14 protein-coding genes and 3 pseudogenes are annotated in these 19,135 nt (G+C 41.7%); 8 read left to right on the forward strand and 9 right to left on the reverse strand.

Annotation, left to right across the window (positions count from 1 at the left end):
- The first annotated feature begins 73 nt into the window (after positions 1-73).
- The gene (locus DSOL_RS20250; RefSeq protein ID WP_075366604.1) at positions 74-1,036 is read left to right on the forward strand and encodes a cation diffusion facilitator family transporter; all 963 of its coding nucleotides are present in this window, start codon (positions 74-76) and stop codon (positions 1,034-1,036) included.
- On the opposite strand, the gene DSOL_RS20255 is transcribed toward DSOL_RS20250, so the two are convergent.
- From DSOL_RS20255 to DSOL_RS30165, 3 genes are all read right to left on the reverse strand, one after another.
- Positions 961-1,509, reverse strand: coding sequence for a GNAT family N-acetyltransferase (locus DSOL_RS20255; RefSeq protein ID WP_075366605.1), 549 nt, complete (start codon positions 1,507-1,509; stop codon positions 961-963). The two genes, DSOL_RS20250 and DSOL_RS20255, sit on opposite strands and share 76 nt — an antisense overlap.
- Before the next feature lie 146 nt (positions 1,510-1,655).
- A complete protein-coding gene (locus DSOL_RS20260; protein WP_139314547.1) occupies positions 1,656-3,365 on the reverse strand; it encodes a cell wall-binding repeat-containing protein in 1,710 nt (569 codons plus the stop codon).
- A 907-nt stretch (positions 3,366-4,272) separates the two neighbouring features.
- Complete coding sequence (locus DSOL_RS30165; RefSeq protein ID WP_139314548.1) at positions 4,273-4,434, reverse strand: hypothetical protein; 162 nt, start codon at positions 4,432-4,434, stop codon at positions 4,273-4,275.
- A 236-nt stretch (positions 4,435-4,670) separates the two neighbouring features.
- Here DSOL_RS30165 and DSOL_RS20270 point away from each other — a divergent pair, with 236 nt between their 5' ends.
- Entirely contained in the window at positions 4,671-4,931 is a 261-nt protein-coding gene (locus DSOL_RS20270) for a type II toxin-antitoxin system Phd/YefM family antitoxin (RefSeq protein WP_075366607.1), read from the forward strand.
- Entirely contained in the window at positions 4,932-5,246 is a 315-nt protein-coding gene (locus DSOL_RS20275; protein ID WP_075366608.1) for a type II toxin-antitoxin system RelE/ParE family toxin, read from the forward strand. It begins immediately after the preceding gene.
- 191 nt (positions 5,247-5,437) lie between these two features.
- Here the strand turns inward: DSOL_RS20275 and DSOL_RS20280 are convergent, their stop codons facing one another.
- The 3 genes and pseudogenes from DSOL_RS20280 to DSOL_RS20295 all read right to left on the reverse strand — a co-directional run bounded on the left by DSOL_RS20280 (position 5,438) and on the right by DSOL_RS20295 (position 10,330).
- Entirely contained in the window at positions 5,438-8,890 is a 3,453-nt protein-coding gene (locus DSOL_RS20280) for a pyruvate carboxylase (RefSeq protein WP_075366609.1), read from the reverse strand.
- Positions 8,891-9,160: 270 nt separating this feature from the next.
- Positions 9,161-9,420 (reverse strand): annotated as a pseudogene (locus DSOL_RS20285) (lipid II flippase family protein); the annotation flags it as partial.
- Between the two features lie 532 nt (positions 9,421-9,952).
- Complete coding sequence (locus tag DSOL_RS20295; protein WP_075366612.1) at positions 9,953-10,330, reverse strand: BlaI/MecI/CopY family transcriptional regulator; 378 nt, start codon at positions 10,328-10,330, stop codon at positions 9,953-9,955.
- A gap of 330 nt (positions 10,331-10,660) precedes the next feature.
- Here DSOL_RS20295 and DSOL_RS20300 point away from each other — a divergent pair, with 330 nt between their 5' ends.
- Positions 10,661-10,828 carry an AbrB/MazE/SpoVT family DNA-binding domain-containing protein gene (locus DSOL_RS20300; RefSeq protein ID WP_083642842.1) on the forward strand — a complete coding sequence of 56 codons (168 nt, stop codon included), beginning with the start codon at positions 10,661-10,663 and terminating at the stop codon, positions 10,826-10,828.
- Here the strand turns inward: DSOL_RS20300 and polC are convergent.
- Entirely contained in the window at positions 10,779-15,125 is a 4,347-nt protein-coding gene (polC, locus tag DSOL_RS20305) for a DNA polymerase III subunit alpha (protein ID WP_075366613.1), read from the reverse strand. The genes DSOL_RS20300 and polC overlap by 50 nt on opposite strands.
- A gap of 546 nt (positions 15,126-15,671) precedes the next feature.
- Here polC and DSOL_RS29125 point away from each other — a divergent pair.
- Positions 15,672-15,997 (forward strand): annotated as a pseudogene (locus tag DSOL_RS29125) (DMT family transporter); the annotation flags it as partial.
- Positions 15,998-16,123: 126 nt separating this feature from the next.
- The gene (locus DSOL_RS29130) at positions 16,124-16,534 is read left to right on the forward strand and encodes a DMT family transporter (RefSeq protein WP_235838920.1); all 411 of its coding nucleotides are present in this window, start codon (positions 16,124-16,126) and stop codon (positions 16,532-16,534) included.
- On the opposite strand, the pseudogene DSOL_RS20315 reads toward DSOL_RS29130, so the two are convergent.
- Both DSOL_RS20315 and DSOL_RS20320 read right to left on the reverse strand, forming a co-directional pair.
- Positions 16,532-16,708, reverse strand: a pseudogene (locus DSOL_RS20315) (ketopantoate reductase family protein); the annotation flags it as partial. The gene DSOL_RS29130 and the pseudogene DSOL_RS20315 sit on opposite strands and share 3 nt — an antisense overlap.
- Positions 16,709-16,763: 55 nt before the next feature.
- Complete coding sequence (locus DSOL_RS20320; protein WP_075366614.1) at positions 16,764-17,126, reverse strand: VOC family protein; 363 nt, start codon at positions 17,124-17,126, stop codon at positions 16,764-16,766.
- 135 nt (positions 17,127-17,261) lie between these two features.
- Here DSOL_RS20320 and DSOL_RS20325 point away from each other — a divergent pair, with 135 nt between their 5' ends.
- A complete protein-coding gene (locus DSOL_RS20325; RefSeq protein ID WP_075366615.1) occupies positions 17,262-18,065 on the forward strand; it encodes a hypothetical protein in 804 nt (267 codons plus the stop codon).
- Positions 18,066-18,077: 12 nt separating this feature from the next.
- Positions 18,078-19,135: ATP-binding protein (locus DSOL_RS20330; protein ID WP_075366616.1), on the forward strand; the 1,058-nt coding region annotated here is incomplete at its 3' end.

A 19,135-nucleotide genomic window follows, 5' to 3' on the forward strand; every position in this document is an offset into this window, starting at 1 on the left:
AAGCATTCACTGTCACGCCCTAAGAATAAACCTCAAAAATTATGGGATTATAGTCAAGGGAGGGATTCAAGCCATGAGTACTCTTTGGGAAATAATAAAAAAAGGGAATACTTCATCGTTTTACGCAGCACTAGGCAATCTCTTCCTTGTCATTCTGAAAGGAATTGCAGCCTTTTCTAGTGGAAGTGGAGCTATGTTTGCTGAGGCAATGCATACAGGTGCCGATACCGTCAACCAAGTCTTCGTCTTTATCGGGAGCATTCTCGCAGAACGAAAACCGACTCCCCGTTTTCCAACTGGCTTTGGACGCCTTATCAATGTATTCTGCATGGGGGCCGTAATCATTGTCACCATCATGGCTTATGAAACGGTTCTGGAAGGGATTCATCTAATCCGACATCCCACATCCGTTCAAACGTTAGGGTTTACCATTTTTAGCCTCGGCGCTTCAATGGCCATTGACGGATATGTCTTACTCAAGGCTATTCGTGAAATCGTGAGAGAAACACGTGCCGACGGAAAGGGATTTAGTCTGATCCTAGCTGCTTTTAAGAATGTCAGAAGAGCATCGCCTGCCACTCGCCTTGTCTTCTATGAAGACCTAGTAGCTACCTTTGGAGCGATGCTGGCCATTGGGGCTATCCTTATCACACACTTTACACCTATTAAAGCATTAGATGGTTTCGCTGCGACTATCATTGGATTTCTTATGGGAGGGGTTGCCTTTAGAGTTGGCTATGACAACATGGTAGGACTAATCGGCGTTTCTGCCCCTAGGGACGTCGAAGACAAAGTCTCGCAAATTATCTTAGATGATCCCGATGTCACGGATATTAATAAAATGCGCATCCTCCAAGAAGGTCGTTTTTATCATGTCGAAAGCTACATTGAGCTACGCCAAGGCTTAACCTTGGCTAAAGCTGGCGACATTAAAACTAGGATTCGGGATCAGTTATTAGCCTACGAAGATGTCACGGATGTTACTTTGGGGATTATTGAGGATAACGGAGTTGAGGATTGGAGAAGTTTATCGTAACAATAAAACGGTTCTTCTTTACCTAAAAAACTAATGTCGCCAATATACTTGTAGCCGCATTTGATAAACAAAGACTGCATCTTCGCATTCATTGAATTAGTGTCTGTTTTTAAATAAGCAATATTATGGCTCTGAGCTAAAACCTCGGCAAAGTTCATAAGTTCCAATCCAACCCCGTTTCTTCTATATTCAGGGTGAACGGACATCCTGTGGATAACCATTCCTTCTTTTGTAGAAGACCAATCGAGCCCACTATATTCGTCAGGTTCAATTTGATTTACACAAATAAAAGCGACAAGCTTTTCATCTCTTTCTGAAACGTATAAATTACCCTCATTAATATCCGTTATGAAATCCTTTTCCTGAGGATAATTCTCATCCCATTGATAATTGTTGTAGGAATGCATTTCAAGAATAGTCATCTTGATAATGTCCATTATTTCATCGATATCCTCTAAGTGGGCTTTTCTCATATTCTATAACTCCTCCGAAAGTTGTCTTTATGTTCTTCTTTTTCACTATTTCATTATATTCTACGTCGCGGTCGTAATCAATTTGTACATTTTAACGCATCAAGTTATTACTCAAGAAAAGCCCTACTTGACATAGTGGAATATGACTAATTCTTTGACTTTCTATATAACTGAAAGGTTAGGGTATTGCCTTGTACAGTACTACGAATTAAGACAGAAGTATCTAAACTGTTTCTAAATTTAAAGTCTAGTGCGGGAAAGGCTACCGTAGCATCCTGCCCAGGGGGTACATAACTTATAGGCAAGGTATGCCGGTGTTTTTCAAGAATTTCTAAATTAGCGATAATTACAGCATTATAAAGAGTTGAAGAAACTTGGCAGACTCCTCCTCCGAGCCCCGGAGTGAAGATGTCTCCTTCGATGATCAGCGCCTCTTTATAACCCGCTTCAGCAGTTCGTTCCCCAACACTCCCATTGAAGGAGAATCGTTCTCCGGGGGCTAATAGTGTTCCATCCAGAGCCTTTGCTGCAAGGCGAATGTTCTCCGTCCGATTGGCCTGACTAGAATCAAAGTTAGTAGAATATTGGGAAATAGGCATTGGTTCTTTGACCATAAGATTAAGTTTAATTGCTTTGCCATATCCGTCTACAGCTCCATTATAAACCCTTGACCCAATGCAGCTGGTATCGACAACCTTGGGATTCCACTGAACAGGCACATCAATAGTATCACTGTTGTAAAGCTTAGCTTGAACAGTTGTAGGTAGAGAAAAGCCTTGATTTTGAGTAACCGTTGCAGTTATATCGGCTATAGAATAAATACTAGTTTCTTGCACTGTTCCCGAAATCAAGTCACGTGTATTTTCTATGACTTCATCAGATACAACTCCGCTGCCCCCTAAAGAAACTAGATTTGGCCTCAAATTTTTGGCATGAAATTTCTCAAAGTAACTTGCTACCGATTTTGGCAATGTTGGTGTCGCTGGATCTATAAATATTATCGGCGCTCCATTTTTGGCTGCTACTGAGCTACCTGACAGAGCATCAGTAAAACCGTAACCAGTGGCTAGATAGACTGTTGATGGATTCGGTGCAAAGGTTTCTGCAATGACAGCATTTGTATCAAACCGTGATTGTCCCATCAACCGATCGACACTAGCTTGGGGTAGCAAACTGCATATCTCGTTTTTTATATTGTCCGATATTACTCCTATTCCCCCAGTTATATATACTTTAGAAGGCTTTCTTTCCAGTAAAAAGTTTTTTATTCCTCGAGGTAATGCATCATAAGGTGATAAAAGGATCGGCCAACCTTTGTATGCAGCAAAACTTGAGATACTTAAGGCATCTGGATATTGCTCTCCAGAGGATATCACAACTGTGGATACAGTAAGATTATTCAGTGAACTTGCTATCCTATAAGATGTGTCATACCTGTCTATACCAGCAATTCTTACTATATTTTTGAATCCAAGTTCATTAAGCTTAATTTCGAACTCCTTGCCTATTATTACGGCCCCCCCAACGATGTAAACCGTTCCAGTTGTATCAAGATGTTGATTGATATAATCAAAAGCATCCTTAGAGCCATCAACAGAAGTATCAACCAATAATAACGGGGCTTCCTTTTCATGGGCGAAGACACTTGCAGATAAAGCATCCGCAAAATCGTTTCCGGTTGAAAGGATTATATTATTAACCTTTCCATTGGCATAATACCCGGAGATAACCTTGGAAGTCTCAAATCTTGTATCTCCCGCAAGCCTAGTATTGCTCGCTGCGAATGTTGGTTTTGCTACATACATGCAACTAAATACGATTAAGATTACAATTACTGCAATGATCTTTTTATTCACCTTTTATAACACCCCTTAAAATAAACATCTGGATAATTATCCCATGATATGTATGTGAAGTGTGTCGGAAAGAGTATATGATTTGCGTTCTAATTAACAACAAAGATGTCAAATTTAAACGAATGGCCTCTCCCATCATCGTCTGCACGAGATGTCATTTTTACGTCATAAAATGTACCTTTGGCCTTTTACCCTAAAAAATCCGGTATAATATAATGCTCTTGGATTGTGAAATTAAACACAATAGGACTCTATAAGAACATTAAACAGGCGTACATTGATTATTCGTTTGATGAATGTAAAAACCTATGACCTTCTTATCCAAAGGCCAAGACCCTAAGTGTGTGTAGTGTGCCCTGGAGAGGATCACCTCTCCAGGGACAGTAGCGAATCACTTGCTTATTTGACTCAAGGAGCAAGTACTGTTGGAAATGTTATTTTCACCTGCACTACAAGGACCATTTTTTCCTGTAAAGTTCTGAAAGTGCCTTCCTCAAAAGGCCCTCCCGCCAGTGCTACACGGCCTGGACTTGTTTCGTTAACTGATAGGGGAGCACACCTTATCAAAGATGCCGTAGAAATAAAAGCTGGATTTGAAGCCATGGTTTTTCATCCTTTCGTATTATAATTTAGACATATCCCTGCCACTCTTTACACACTTGTTATTTGGTGTTGTGCAGGTAAAGGACCGAAGATCTTGTACCACATATTGCCAATATTAGTATATGTCCTTCTCGGGGTTTCTCCCAAAGCATTTAACCAAATCAGGGGACAATAAGACAGCCCAGGGCTATTAAACCCCTGGGCTGTCTTATTGTCCTGCAAATATTAAAGGCTCTAATCATAAACTAATAGGTGCCTATCTAAATTCATAACTCCAAAACAATATATAATATGGACATGAATGCTAGATAGCCACATTGATGTAAATCCCAGATCCATTCCTCTTTCCATCAATCCAATTCCCTGCATACTTATCACCATTATCCCCAGTCCATATACCCGTTCCACTAGGAATACTATTAATCGTTTGACCTTTATAAATACCAATATTATCGCCATTAACCATAGTATTGTGGAAAATATTCCGATAATTATAGCCAAAACTAAAACTACTATACTCAGCCGTATGTTCATTTCCTATGGGTACTTGCTATTCGGGAAGGGGCGGGAACAGTACAGCGACACCATATCATTGAATCGTCGGTTAGTTTTTCAACATGCATAGTGTGTTTGTGGTTCACTCTTGATTCCATATCAATATATTGATAGAATATGTATATAATAGATATGGAGGTGCTCAAAATGCCAAACATTAGACCCAGTTCGGACTTAAGAAATAAATACAATGAGATTTCCGAGTTTTGCCACAAATACAAGGAGCCTGTTTATATAACGAAGAATGGACAGGGTGATTTAGCGGTGATGAGTATTGAAACGTATGAAAAAATTGTTGGAAAATTTGAGCTTTACAAATTACTGGACGATGGGCTTGATGCAGTGAAACAAGGGAAAACAAGACCTTTTCGTGAAGCCCTAAAGGATATTCGGAAAGGGCTTGTCTAATTGGGCACATACAGCGTTCACATTTCCGAGTTAGCGGAAAGCGATTTAAAGGAAATCGGTCGCTATATTGCTGAAGAACTTTTAGAACCCACCATTGCCCTCAAACTGGTGGATAAAGTCGGTGATGCAGTTCTGAGCCTCGAAGAAATGCCGCAGAGAAATGCTCTTGTTGCCGACGAAAGATTATCCACATCAGGGATAAGAAAGCTTTTGGTAGACAATTATATCATTTTTTATGTTATATCCGTAGAAGAGAAAACTGTGATGATGATTCGAATACTCTCTGGCAGACGGGACTGGCTTGCGCTGTTATAGCGGATAATCCGGTCGTCACCGCTACTTTTTTACAGTACCTTCTGCAACGGTATAAACAACTGACATACACTGATCTGGGCGATCATCGTATTGCTATCAATGATCGCGAATGCTTCTTGTGCACTATCGCTAGCTGTAAGGCAACCCTATGGTAGAGACTTCTTCCTTAGAGAACGGTTTTTCCCTATCATTTATTTGACGACGATAAGGAGTTCTCCGGCCTTGACCTGCTGCCCTTCCTTGATATTCACCGAGCTGACAATCCCTGCAATAGAACTCGTTATCCTTGTTTCCATTTTCATAGCTTCGACAACCACTAGTGGCTGGTTCTCTGTTACCTTGTCTCCTTCTTTAACCATCAACGTCACGACAGTCCCTGGGATAGGGGATCCGATTTCATTCTTATTGTCAGGGTCTGCCATCTCCGTCAAACTGTATTCTCCCGACTGGCTAAGAAGGTTGATGTTGCTCCAGTTCTTGTCTTTGATTTTGATTTCTCTTCTGTTCCTGTTGACTTCAAACACTAGAGTTCTGTATCCTTCCAGATCCGGCTTCTCAATGGAGCGGAGCTTGATCATTAGACTCCTTCCTTCAGCGACCTCAGCCTCGATGATTTCTCCTTCATGAAGGCCATGGAAGAACACGTCGCTTCCGAGCCTGCTCAGGTCTCCGTATTCGGCTACAATTTTCAAGAATCCTTCAAACACTTCCGGATACAAAGCATAGCTCAAGATATCCTTCTTAGTTGGTTCCAATTCAAATTTATCCCTCAGGTGCTTGGCGATACTGTCAAAATCCTCATCTGGGAGCAATTCGCCTGGACGCTCGGTTATCGGTTTTTCTCCCTTCATTACCAGCTTCTGGAGTTTCTCTGGGAATCCTCCCATCGGCTGGCCCATCATACCCTGGAAATAGGATACGACCGAATCAGGAAATGCCAGATTCTCCGCTTTCTCGTAAATATTCTCCGGGGTGAGGTAATTCTGGACCATAAATATGGCGAAATCCCCCACAACTTTCGAGGACGGGGTGACTTTCACGATATCCCCCAACATCTCATTAACTGTCTTGTACATTTCCTTGATCTCGGTAAACTTATGCCCGAGACCGAAACTTTCCACCTGAGGCTTAAGGTTGGAGTACTGCCCTCCGGGAATCTCATACTTGTAGATTTCAGCAGATCCCGATCTCAAGCCCGACTCGTACTTACCAAAGACCGGTCGTACCGCTTCCCAGTAGTCAGATACCTTTTGGATTCCCTTCAGGTCAATGATCGGATCCCTCTCCATATTTTTAAGCGCTGCAGCAATAGAATTCATGGCTGGTTGGCTCGTTAGCCCTGACATGCTGTTGAACGCAGTGTCCACAATATCTACCCCCGCTTCCACAGCCATAAGAACCGTTGCCACCCCATTACCTGTAGTGTCGTGGGTATGGAGATGGATGGGAATTCCGATCTCGTTTTTTAAGGCGCTGACCAGCTTGTAGGCTGCATGGGGCTTCAGGAGAGCTGACATGTCTTTTATGCCCAAGATATGAGCTCCGGTTTTTTCTATCTCTTTCGCGAGCTTGATATAGTAATCAAGGTTATATTTTTTCTTCCTACTGTCGAGGATATCCCCTGTATAACAAATGCAGGCTTCAGCGACTTTCCCACTCTTTAAGACTTCGTCAATAGAAACTCCCATGCCCCTCAGCTCGTTTAGGGAGTCGAAGATTCTGAAGACATCAATTCCTGCGACTGCTGACTCTTTAATGAATTCCCGGATGACATTGTCAGGATAGTTCTTATAGCCTACCCCATTCGCTCCTCTTATGAGCATCTGGAACAGGATGTTCGGGACTCTTTTCCGCAGTTGCTCCAGCCTTGCCCACGGAGACTCCTTGAGAAACCTATAGGCCACGTCAAACGTTGCGCCCCCCCACATTTCAAGAGAAAATAGGTCCTTACCGTAGACCGAAGTCGCTTTGGCGATCTTGATCATGTCCTTGGTCCTGATCCTTGTCGCCATCAGAGACTGATGGGCATCCCGCATGGTCGTGTCTGTAAGCAACACCTTCTTCTGATCTTTTATCCAGTTGACAAGCCCCCCTGCACCTTGAGTATCAAGGATCTGCTTGGTCCCGCTCAGATCGCTCGAACTGCTACCGTCGATTTGGGGCACCTTGGGGACATCGTATTGCAGCTTTATCCCCATCGCCTCGTTGACCACGACATTGCCAAGGAATTTCAGAAGCCGGCTTTCATCATCGGTCTTCTGGGTGAGCGAGATCAGGTCAGGATTTTCCTCGATAAAACCGGTATGACATTCTCCGTTTAGAAACTGCGGGTGATTGAGCACGTTAATCAGAAATCCGATATTGGTCTTGACTCCTGTAATCTGCGTCTCGGTTATAGAGCGGATGGATTTCTTGATGGCATCTTGGAAACTCCTGGACCAAGAGATGTTCTTGACGAGGAGGCTGTCATAATAAGGGCTGATTTCAGCTCCAGTGAATCCGTTGCCGCCGTCCAACCTGATCCCGAATCCCGAGCCAGTTCTGTAGGATTCGATCTTCCCTGTGTCAGGAGCGAAATTAGTTGAGGGGTCCTCCGTCGTGATTCTACACTGAATGGAATACCCATTGAGCATGATGTCCTCCTGTGAGTTTATCCCGATCTCAGGAGAATTCAGGGCGTATCCTTGGGCGATCTGGATCTGGGCCTGTACGATATCTATCCCCGTAACCATCTCTGTAACCGTGTGCTCAACCTGGATCCGTGGATTCATTTCAATGAAATAATAATTCCCCTGGTTGTCTACCAGAAATTCGAGGGTTCCTGCGCTTCTGTATTTTACAATCTTCGCAATCTTCAGTGCGTCCTGATAAATATTGTTTCTAATTTCCTGGGGGATGGAAAAGGCCGGGGTGAATTCCACGACCTTTTGGTGCCTTCTCTGGATTGAACAATCCCGTTCAAACATATGAACTATATTGCCGTACCTGTCCCCGAGAACCTGCACTTCGACATGCTTCGGTTTTTCAATGAATTTTTCCATAAAGATATGATCAATGCCAAACGCTTTTTTCGCCTCGCTTTTAGCACTTAAGAAGGCAGACTCCAGCTCACTCTCATCTCTTACGATCCGCATTCCCCTTCCGCCGCCTCCAGCAGCTGCCTTAAGCATCAGGGGGTAACCGCTTTCTGCCGCGTGCCTTTTTGCTTCATCCACAGTTTTAACATTCTTCTCATAACCCGGGATGATCGGGACCCCGACTTCCTTGGCGACGATCTTTGACTTGATCTTGTCTCCCAGCCTATCCATCATCTCCGCCGTCGGCCCGATGAATTCGATGCCTTCCTGCTCACATCGCATGGCGAATTCAGGGTTTTCCGACAAGAAGCCGTATCCCGGATGGATGGCATCCACGCCCTTCTTGATTGCCAGGCTGATGATCTCCTCAATATTCAGATAAGCATCAACAGGACTCCTGCCTTCGCCGATAAGATAAGCCTCATCGGCCTTGCTTCTGAAGAGGGAATATTTATCTTCGTTGGAATATATAGCGACAGTCCTTATTCCCAGCTCATTGCAGGCTCTGAATACCCTAATCGCGATTTCCCCTCTATTGGCGACCATCACCCTTTTAAAATTACCCATGATGTCTTCCTCCATCTCTTATTTGTTACGCTCGACCTTTGCCGAGGCAGTTCGTACTATAAAAATTCTAAATTAATTTTGCTGTAAAGGATATAACTTCAGCTGAAGGTACTAATAAAAGTTGTGCTACGACAGTACCTACTATTAACCCTCCAACAATAAAAGTTATACTAGAGTAGTGTCACAAAACCCAGAAAAGAAAATTTGACACACTTATGTACCTAAATTATTAATACACGGTTTCTCAAAATCAGGAATAGAGCAATTCAAGCGATTAATACTAAATGATTCTACGGCTTTACCAAAAACTTTTATAAATGTTGGCATTAATACCTTTCAATTGTTTTAGCCAATAATGGTGCTTGAACACTGTTTGCAGTCCTAGAGATTAATGCAAAAATATTGAATACCGCAAAAGATACTGCTATTCTTCCTGTTCTTACACCAACGATTCTCACAGAATAAGCTAGCGTTGAGATTATAGAAATGATAACTGTAAGAATTAAAACAATTATTACTTGTGTAGTCATCTTCTTTCCCCCATCTATCCTTCTTCCAAATTAATATTAAAAATATGAGAAACCGTCAGTTAGTCAAGCAGACCAGGCTTCTCTAGTTCTTTATTCTTAAATTCTTTCGCTAATTTTAGGTTCTTAATTAATGCATCAACAATTGGATATTATGGACCCCGTCAGGATGAGGAGATTAACTGAGTCTGAAGAAGCAGCTAATATTTCCTGCTTTACTGGCTTAGACCATCTACGATTGCCAATTGAGTCACCAGCTAAGTTAATTACTACGTCAGTTTCCTATAGTTTATAAATGGAAGATAGAGGGGAACTATTGTCCCATTCTATTACCTTCACTGTATTTTTCCAAGCTATATTTTAATCAAAACTGACCATAGCATGTACTGAAGGCGTGCTCCCATTTTATGTCTGAGTACAAATTTCACTCCGAGGAGAAAGATGATGAAGATGATGAAGATGCTTGCTTTGGCAGATGTGATCAAAACCCAGTTAAAAAAGTTGAGATAATTTGCCTGTAATAGCGTCAGCATCTTCACTCCTTCCTTTCTTCAAGGAGCTGTTTAAGTTCTTCAATGTCGTCCTGAGAGAGTTTTTCTTCTTGAAGAAAGGTAACGAGCATAGGCTTTAGTGCTCCGCCAAAAACACGAGTAAGAAAGGACTTACTCTCCGCTTTAATACACTCTTCCTCCGCCACTAACGGGTTGTAGATATAACTCCTTCCCTCTTCTTTAAAAGCGAGTGCTCCCTTTTTCACCAACCTTCCAATTAAAGTCTTAATTGTGTTTGGCTTCCAATCTGTTGATCGTTCTAAAGCCTTAACTATCTCGTTTGCAGTACACGGAGCTGATTTCAACCAACAGATCTTCATGACCTCCCATTCCGCATCGGATATTTTGGGTGTTTTTAGCACTTGAAGGAGCCCCTTCCGTTCTATGTTTACACGTGTAGTTAATAGATATATTACAACTGTAAATGATTGCTATCAAGCCAAATTTTTCCATCCCAGCTACTCTAATAAGTACATGAAAATAAGGGGTCTGTTGCAAAACGAACAAAGTTCGTGAAGCATCAGTCCCCTTTATTACTACTCCATTATTTAATGCAACGAAAGGGAGTGTTTTAATCAATCTTTGCATGTTAAACAGAATTTTGTCGCCACGTTCAAATTCTATCCACAGAGTAAAGTCATCCTTTGGTAGTGACGCATCTAGCACCAAGGAGATCATATGGGGTTGTTCAAATGAAGAAGAAAGCAATTCTCACTATACCTAAAGAGGTTCGTATGGCTTTACGCTTATCTGATGAAGGTGAAGTGTTTGAACTGATTGTTGAAGATGGCAAAATTATTCTTGAACCATTTAAATCACATCAAAAAGACTCATCTGATCACTTTCCGGAATTCCTTTAAAGCAGCCAAATTTCCGAAGTGAATCGATGGTTGAATTCCCGATTTTAGCCCGTTTCTTGACATCCTCTATGGAGTTGAAGGGCTTTTCTTGGGCTGCGTTATATAGTCCTTCGGCTGCAACAGTTCCCATGCCGGATATGCTGTTTATGGGCGGCCTTAAGCCCTCCTCCTCGAGCAGGAATTTTGAAGCATGGGATTTGTATAAATCAATGGGCAGGAATTTAAAGCCCCTTTCATACATTTCCAACACCAATTCCAAGTCATCGTACATATCCTTATCCTTGGGGGTGGCAGCGTTGCCCAGCTCCTCAATTTCCTTCATTTTGGCCTTAACCTTTTCTTTGCCGAAAATCATAAATTCAGCGTCAAAGGCTTTCGCTCGAATGGTGAAGTAGGCTGCGTAATAAGCCTGGGGTATGTGCACCTTAAACCAGGCTATGCGGAAGGCCATCATGACATAGGCAGCAGCATGGGCTTTGGGGAACATGTATTTTATTTTTCGGCACGAATCGATATACCATTCCGGTACCTTATGCTCCCTCATTAAAGCTTCATATTCCGCCCATTTTTCAGGGTTCGCTAAAGCCTTTCCTTTACGCACCAGCTCCATGATCTTAAACGCCGTATTGGGCGACAGGCCCTTACTAATCAAATAAGTCATGATATCATCCCGGGTACACACGGCTTCACTTAAGGTCACAGTTCCCGCATCGATTAAGTCCTTGGCATTTCCCAGCCACACATCCGTACCATGGGAAAGTCCGGATATACAGATTAAATCTGCGAAGGCTTTGGGCCTTGTATCTAAAAGCATTCCTCTGACGAACTTCGTACCAAACTCAGGAATTCCAAAGGTTCCAACCTTGGAATTGATCTGCTCCGGGGTTACCTCTAAGGCTTCCGTGGAGGAGAATATTGACATGGTCTCCTGATCATCCATGGGTATCGTTAGCGGATCCACGCCGGTGATATCCTGCAGCATTCGTATGACCGTCGGGTCATCATGACCCAGTATATCCAGCTTTAATAGGTTCGAATCAATGGAGTGATAATCAAAATGGGTGGTTATGATATCCGAATTGGAGTCATCGGCAGGATGCTGGACGGGGCAAAATTCAAAGATTTCTCGTCCCTTCGGCACGACGATAATTCCTCCCGGGTGCTGTCCTGAGGTTCTTTTGATCCCGGTGCAGCCTTTGGAGACTCTCAGAGTTTCTGCCTTGCTTACGGTACGGCTTTTTTCCTCATAATACTTTTTCACGTAGCCGAAGGCTGTTTTTTCGGCGATAGTACCGATGGTTCCGGCCTTAAAGGTTGTACCCTTGCCAAAGATAACCTCTGTATATTTATGGGCCTTGGCCTGATATTCTCCTGAGAAATTCAAGTCAATATCGGGCTCTTTATCACCATTGAAGCCTAAGAAGGTCTCGAATGGGATATCGATGCCATCCTTGGCCAGCTTTTCTCTGCAAACCGGACACACCTTATCCGGTAAGTCAAAACCGATTTTAACGCCATAATCGGAAAAGTCCGAATACTGGCAGCTGGGACACCGGTAATGGGCCTGCAGGGCATTGACTTCCGTAATCCCGGTCATATAGGCCACAACCGAGGAACCAACCGATCCTCGTGAGCCGACCAGATAGCCATCCTCATTCGATTTCCAGACAAGTTTTTGAGCGATGATATACATCACAGAGAAGCTATTTTTGATGATCGAATCCAGCTCTCTATCCAGCCTTTGCTGAACAATTTCCGGCAAGGGGTCTCCATAGAGGGCATAGGCCTTCTCATAGGTAATATCCTTAATAGTCTGCTCGCAGCCTTCAATATGAGGCGCGCACTTCTCCGCTGAAATAGGACTAATCGGCTGGCACATATCGGCTACCAAATTGGTGTTGGTTACGACCACCTCATAGGCTTTTGCCGCTCCTAAATAGGAAAATTCCTCCAGCATCTCCTCGGTGGTTTTTAAATATAAGGGTGCCTGATTATCGGCATCCTTAAAGCCTTGACCAGCTTCAAGTATTCGCCTGTAGATCTCATCTTCCGGATCCAGGAAGTGAACATCACCCGTGGCGACGACAGGCTTGTTTAGTTTTTCACCCAGAACCACAATTTTGCGGTTGATTTCCTTTAAATAGTCTTTGTCGGGCACCTGCTCTGTTCTGACCAGATAATCATTGTTCCCGAGAGGCTGGATTTCTAAATAATCGTAGTCCTCGGCAATGGCTTTAATTTCCTCATTGGATTTTCCCAGCAAGATGGCCTGGTAAAGCTCACCTTCACTGCAGGCACTGCCCAGGATTAATCCTTCGGAGTATTTTATATAAAGGCTCTTTAAGATCCGGGGCTTTTTATAAAAATAATCCAAGTGGGAATAGGAAACCAGCTTATATAAATTCTTTAATCCCACATAGTCCTTGGCTAAGATGATCGCATGATAAGTTTTAAGCTTCTTATACTCTACCCTTTTTGCGTCTTCATCGGAGCCATAGCGATCGATATCCTCAAGGGTTTCTGCTCCCCGTTGTTTTAGTTTTTCAAGCATAACCTTAAAAACTTTAACCGTGGTATCCACATCATCTAAGGCCCTGTGAGCTACCTCCACCTTAAAGCCTAGGTTCTTGGCAATTCTTCCTAATTTATAGGTTTTGTAATCCGGAAAGAGCTCCTTAGCCAAGGACAAGGTATCCAAATAGGTGTAATCAAAGACATAGCCTAAAACCCTGGCATTATGCTTTAAGAAACCCATATCAAATTCAGCATTATGGGCCACCAAAACGCTTCCTTCTATAAATTCCAGCAGTTTAGGAAAGACCTGGTCTATGGTTTCGGCATCTTTAACCATATCATCGGTGATGTTGGTAACCTCTACAACCCTTGCCGGAATCGGCTTTTCCGGATTAACAAAGCAACTAAACTGGTCGATGACCTTGCCGTCTTTGAGTTTCACAATTCCTATTTCTGTGATTTTTTCGGTTACAGCTGAGAAGCCGGTGGTTTCCAAGTCCAAGACACAATAGGTCGTATCAATACTCTGGCCCTGGGCGTTGGTTACCGAGGACTTTTTATCCGGTGCCAAATAGGCTTCCACACCATAGATGACCTTCATGTCCGGATTATCTCGTCCTAAGAGCTTATGGGCCTCGGGAAACGACTGCACCACGCCATGATCCGTAATGGCAATGGATTTCATCCCCCAGCTCATCGCTCGTTTAATCAGATCCGTAGCACTGGTCATGGCATCCATCTGACTCATCTGGGTATGCATGTGCAGCTCGACCCGCTTCTCCTCTGCTCTATCCTGCCGCTGAGCCTTCCTCATGCCTGCTGTTTCTATAATGGTATTGGCAATAAGCTCAATTTCCCCAGAAAACTGGCTAAAGCCGGCATTTCCGGCCAGCTTGACACCCTTAGTCTTTTTAAGCCTGGATACTATCTCACCATCTTCACCGGGCTTGATGAAGGCCTTACAAGTCATAGAACTCGTGCCGTCATATAAATCAAAGGAAATTAAGGTTTTTCCGCTTCTTAATTCCTTGGCTTCGATATTGGATAGTTCACCTTGGATTGCTATTCTACCCTCATCCGGTGTAATGTCCGTAATTTTAATGGCCTTGTCCTTAATAGTAGAGTTTCTGCCTAAGATCAAAGCAGGATCGCCTTTTTTTCCGTCCTTTTCTCCGTTATTTTCCGGCTTTATTGGTCCGGCTTCCATAGGGAATTCAGAGGCATAATGGCTTGGTGTGGCAGCCGCTTCCTTTTGCAGAAGCAGAATCTCCGTTTCTTGTGTATCTTCTTGCAGCCTTTTTAATTCTTCACTGCTTACATTATCCACAAAATTTATTTGATAGGTGGCATCGTAGAGGTTTTTTATGGTCTCTTGGATTTTTTTATCGTAACCTCTCGCTTTTAATAAGTAAGATACTGCTGTTTTAAACGTAAATTTAATCGAATGATTTTGTGCTATTTCATAGTCACAGTTTTTGAGCGCTCCATTTAAGACCGGATGTTTATCGGCCATCATGGACAAAATAGTTTTGAGTTCCTCTTCTAAGGGCTTTCTATGGGTTCCCTCAGTATAAACGACCGTGATGATTGAATCGTCTAAGGCTAATCGTTCCCTTATAAACTGATTTAGGGATTCAATTTCTCTTAGTTCAATATATTTATCAGAGCTGATTTTCATCTCCAGGGTTTTCGTACTTTTAGTTAAGACCACTGCTTGTACAATAGCAGTATTGAGGTTACCCTCTGCTTCATAATCACTAAAAATTTCACTTATTCTTTTCATGTACTTCGTCAGTCTTTCCTAAAAATTATTGCCGGTTAAAGAAAACTTGGCTAGCGCCCGCGAAGACACTGTCTTCGCACGTATTAGCCTTCTTGCAGACACTGTCTTCGCACGTGTTAACTTAGCGGAGCGAAGACACAGTCTTTGCACGTGTAAACCAGCTTGCAGCCGCAGGCGACGGCGGTCGCCTCTTCAGAAAGTATATACATTAAAGTTATACTTTCTGAAGCAGTAAAAAATAGACAGGACTTGGCGTTAAATCGTGTCTTATCTAATCTTATCATCAAAGACCGTCCTCTGAAAAGGCAAATTTGTTAGAAGCACCTCTTTTTTAAACCCGCCAGCTGATATTGGGATATATTCAATTGGCGGGTTTGGTCTATCCGAAAAAAACTATCTATATTATACTTACTGCCTGGGTTCTTTGATGGCGACTACTTTTCCACAAACATTTGAACAGAACAATGTAGTATAATGGATTATTGTCAATCATGTTAATAGAAGAGGGAAATTATGACGAAATATGTATTGAAGGCCAATTTAGCCATGGTAACTGTAATAATTATTTGGGGAATTTCTTATGTTAGCATTAAGGCAACTCTTATTGAAATCCCCCCTATCACAATGGCACTTATCCGTTTTATGATTGCCTCCTTAATACTCGGGATGATTATCCGAAAAGTTGAACCAAAGGCGAAACTAGATAAATCTGATCTGCCGAAAATGGTTTTAGGCGGGATTTTTGCATCACCTTATATTTTATCCTTGAAAACATCGGAGTCAAATTTACCACAGCAACTAACGCTTCCCTGATCGTTTCCGTCGTTCCAATTATTACAATAACCTTAGATGTACTATTCTTCCACGGCAGGGTATCCTTAATAAAGCTATTGGGAGTTAGCATAGCCATAGGGGGTTCTTACCTTGCTGTTACCGCCAATGGTAGGGTTGAACTAAATTCCACCCATTTTATTGGAAATATTTTAATGATTGCTGCAATGCTGTCATGGGCATTTTTTACTTTGGTCAATAAGTCTCTTCAAGAAAAATATTCGGGATTATTTTTGACTGCCTACCAAACCATCTTTGGAACCCTGTTCTTTATTCCTTTGTCACTTTTCGAGTATAAGGAATGGAAACTGGTTTCGCTTATAGCGTTAGGTAATATTTTATTTCAGGCAATTTTTTGTTCTTGTGTAGCCTACTTATTGTATAACTATGCCTTGAAACGTTTGGATGTGGCTCTAACAACCATCTATTTAAATCTGATCCCTGTTGTTGGAGTTCTCAGCGGTTACCTTATTCTCAAAGAACGTGTTTTAGCCATCCAGCTTGTCGGTGGATTAATAACACTTCTTGCCATCGTAATTATCAATTTTGAATTAGGAACTCCGCGGAAAAACGCATAGATTGAGCCAATACTTTAAATCGGTCTCCCTCAAATTAATGCCTTCCTTTTCGGATAGAACCATGACTTCTCTCATTGCTGCAATCATAGTATCTCTCGGTGCATCCTTTTTTTGAATTTCACCATAGTTACTCTCATAGACCGCAACCGTTTGGTTCACACCTACATTAAGCCATACTGAACTGAAAAAAGCACCTTCAATAGAAGATGCCTCATGCTCGTGACAAGAATTATATGTTTTCTACAAATTGTATACTAACACCGTTAGGGTCCTTAACATGAAAAAACTTAATATGAGGATTAGGTTGGAAAGGCCCACTTTCTACTTCAAGTCCTTTTTCTTTTATTACTTTGATCATATTGTCAACCGACTCAACTTCAAAGCCTAAAGAAATGCCCTCGGCATTACCCGTTCTTTTATGGTTTGGATTACAAACAAGTTCAACTTTTGTTTCTCCCTCTCCTAAAAAAGAAATCTCTACTCCTGCCCCTGCCGTAAATCTCCTACTAATTGAAAGACCCACAATCTCTTGATAGAATTTCAGAGAATCGTCCATATTATCAACCGTTATCGTACACCAGCAAAAGCTCATATTCTCCCCCCAAATGTTCCTTAATTTTAGTTGAATATATCACATTTCATATTTGACAACAACTGGAGATTCTTGAATTAGAAAATATATCAATTATCCGAAGTACTAAAATAAGCACAGAAGGAACGTAACCTTATGGAAAAAGCAAAGCTGATTGAAATGATCAAGAATAATCCTAATGCAATAGCCTATATAATTAATCCAACTGATGAGATCAAGTTATTGGCTGTTCAAAAAAATGGACTTACGTTAAAATATATTGATAATCCAACCAGAGAGATGCAAGAATTAGCTCTAGACAATAATGGCCGAGCGATTCAATTTATAGATGACCCTACAGAAGATATGATGATCAAAGCGATTAATGATGGCTGGGTTAACTTAGAGTATCTTAAAAATCCCAGCGATCAGTTAATCAAATTAGCGCTCAATCGAACTGGCTGGGCTATTAAATATGTTAAGAATCCAAGTGAGGAATTGCAATTATTAGCTGTAGAAAAAAATTACGATTCGCTAAAGTTTATCAAAGAACCTTACGCCAGTGTCCAGGAAGAGGCTGTAAACATCAGTTATGATGCCTTAAGATATATCAATTCTCCTACCCCTCAGGCCGAGCTTCTAGCGATCAAGCATAATGAGAGCGCTATTACCTTTATCAATGATTTAGATAAACATAAAATCTTAGAATTTTTGAAAGTCAATATTTTAGTGATTAACTATGTTATGAACGAAATCTCTCAAGATGAATTAGAACACGTGTTAAAGGAATCCTTAGCCAATGAAGATGTTGAAGAAAAATATGTGAGAGACTTTTTAAATTGCAGTTACCTCAATCAAAACAGCGATACTATGCCCATCGACAAGATCATGTTTATTTATAAATATGGCAGTAAAAAGGCCAAAAAAATAGCTGTCGATGAAAAGCTGAAGATGCTATAGGAGTGAGACATCATGAACTTTACAGACACCTTAAAAAGTGTTGACTTAGTACTATCCACCGGGGAAGTCCCCTTAATCGTTGGGGAAAGCGGAATCGGCAAAACAGCGTTAGCCCAAGAAATTGCACAAGAAAATCACTGGATTTTAATTGTGATTAATGGGAATCTCCTTAAAGAAGGTGAAATCGGCGGTCTGCCAACGATCGAAGCTTATGCAGGCGTCAATAATCAAGAAGATCAGGTTGAAAAGAAAGCGACAGTCTATGCTGTTCATCATAAGCTCAGGGAAATTGATGAAGAAATATCTCAAGGAAAAACCGTTCTGTTATTTATCGACGAGATCAATCGCTGTGAACATACAGTCCAACAGGAACTTATGAATTTAATTTTAAATCGGGAAATCAATGGCTATAAGCTACCTGAAGGTGTAAAAATATTAGCCGCTATGAATCCTTCCAGTAAATATGGTTCGGATTTTGATTACCAAGTCGTTGATATGGATGCCGCCCAAGAAAATCGGTTTGTCTGGTTATCGATGGAGCCTGATTATAATCAGTGGATAGCTTGGGCCATAGAGGCCGGAATTGAGCAAAAGGTTGTCGAGTTTATCTCCACCTTCCCCGATTATTTGCATAAGATCAACGAAGACGATCTAAGAGCAACTCCCAGAAGCTATGAGCGAATTTCCAGCACTTATAAAATGTATAAAGAGAAAAAAGATACCATACCTCGCTCCGTGTTTTTAAATGTTATCAAAGGAAATGTCGGGCGCTTAATCGCCGAAGAGTTTGTGAGCTTTGTGGAATCCGATCATCGTTCCCTCATATCCTATCAAGATGTTTTTTCAGGAAATTCTCTCCATGAATCGATCCGAGAAAAAATAAAAAACGAAAGCCATACCAGACTATATCTATCGGCCAAGAATATTCTCAAAAGCTTAGAAGCAAATATCTTAAATCATAGTGATGATTCAAATTTTTATATGGAGAGGCTGATTGAGTTTTTGGAACTATATCCTGTCGATTTAATGATAGGAATCATGAAAGATATTAAAAACAGTTATCCTGAAGT

This window comes from Desulfosporosinus metallidurans (genome assembly GCF_001936615.1).
GTDB lineage: Bacteria > Bacillota > Desulfitobacteriia > Desulfitobacteriales > Desulfitobacteriaceae > Desulfosporosinus > Desulfosporosinus metallidurans.

Excerpts from the sequence above, each read along its gene's own strand:
- DSOL_RS20270 (WP_075366607.1), top strand. The coding sequence starts at position 4,671 with ATGCCAAACATTAGACCCAGTTCGGACTTAAGAAATAAATACAATGAG.
- DSOL_RS30165 (WP_139314548.1), bottom strand. The coding sequence starts at position 4,434 with ATGGTTAATGGCGATAATATTGGTATTTATAAAGGTCAAACGATTAAT.
- DSOL_RS29130 (WP_235838920.1), top strand. The coding sequence starts at position 16,124 with ATGCTGTCATGGGCATTTTTTACTTTGGTCAATAAGTCTCTTCAAGAA.
- DSOL_RS20320 (WP_075366614.1), bottom strand. The coding sequence starts at position 17,126 with ATGAGCTTTTGCTGGTGTACGATAACGGTTGATAATATGGACGATTCT.
- DSOL_RS20325 (WP_075366615.1), top strand. The coding sequence starts at position 17,262 with ATGGAAAAAGCAAAGCTGATTGAAATGATCAAGAATAATCCTAATGCA.
- DSOL_RS20300 (WP_083642842.1), top strand. The coding sequence starts at position 10,661 with ATGAAGAAGAAAGCAATTCTCACTATACCTAAAGAGGTTCGTATGGCT.
- DSOL_RS20280 (WP_075366609.1), bottom strand. The coding sequence starts at position 8,890 with ATGGGTAATTTTAAAAGGGTGATGGTCGCCAATAGAGGGGAAATCGCG.
- DSOL_RS20250 (WP_075366604.1), top strand. The coding sequence starts at position 74 with ATGAGTACTCTTTGGGAAATAATAAAAAAAGGGAATACTTCATCGTTT.
- polC (WP_075366613.1), bottom strand. The coding sequence starts at position 15,125 with ATGAAAAGAATAAGTGAAATTTTTAGTGATTATGAAGCAGAGGGTAAC.
- DSOL_RS20255 (WP_075366605.1), bottom strand. The coding sequence starts at position 1,509 with ATGAGAAAAGCCCACTTAGAGGATATCGATGAAATAATGGACATTATC.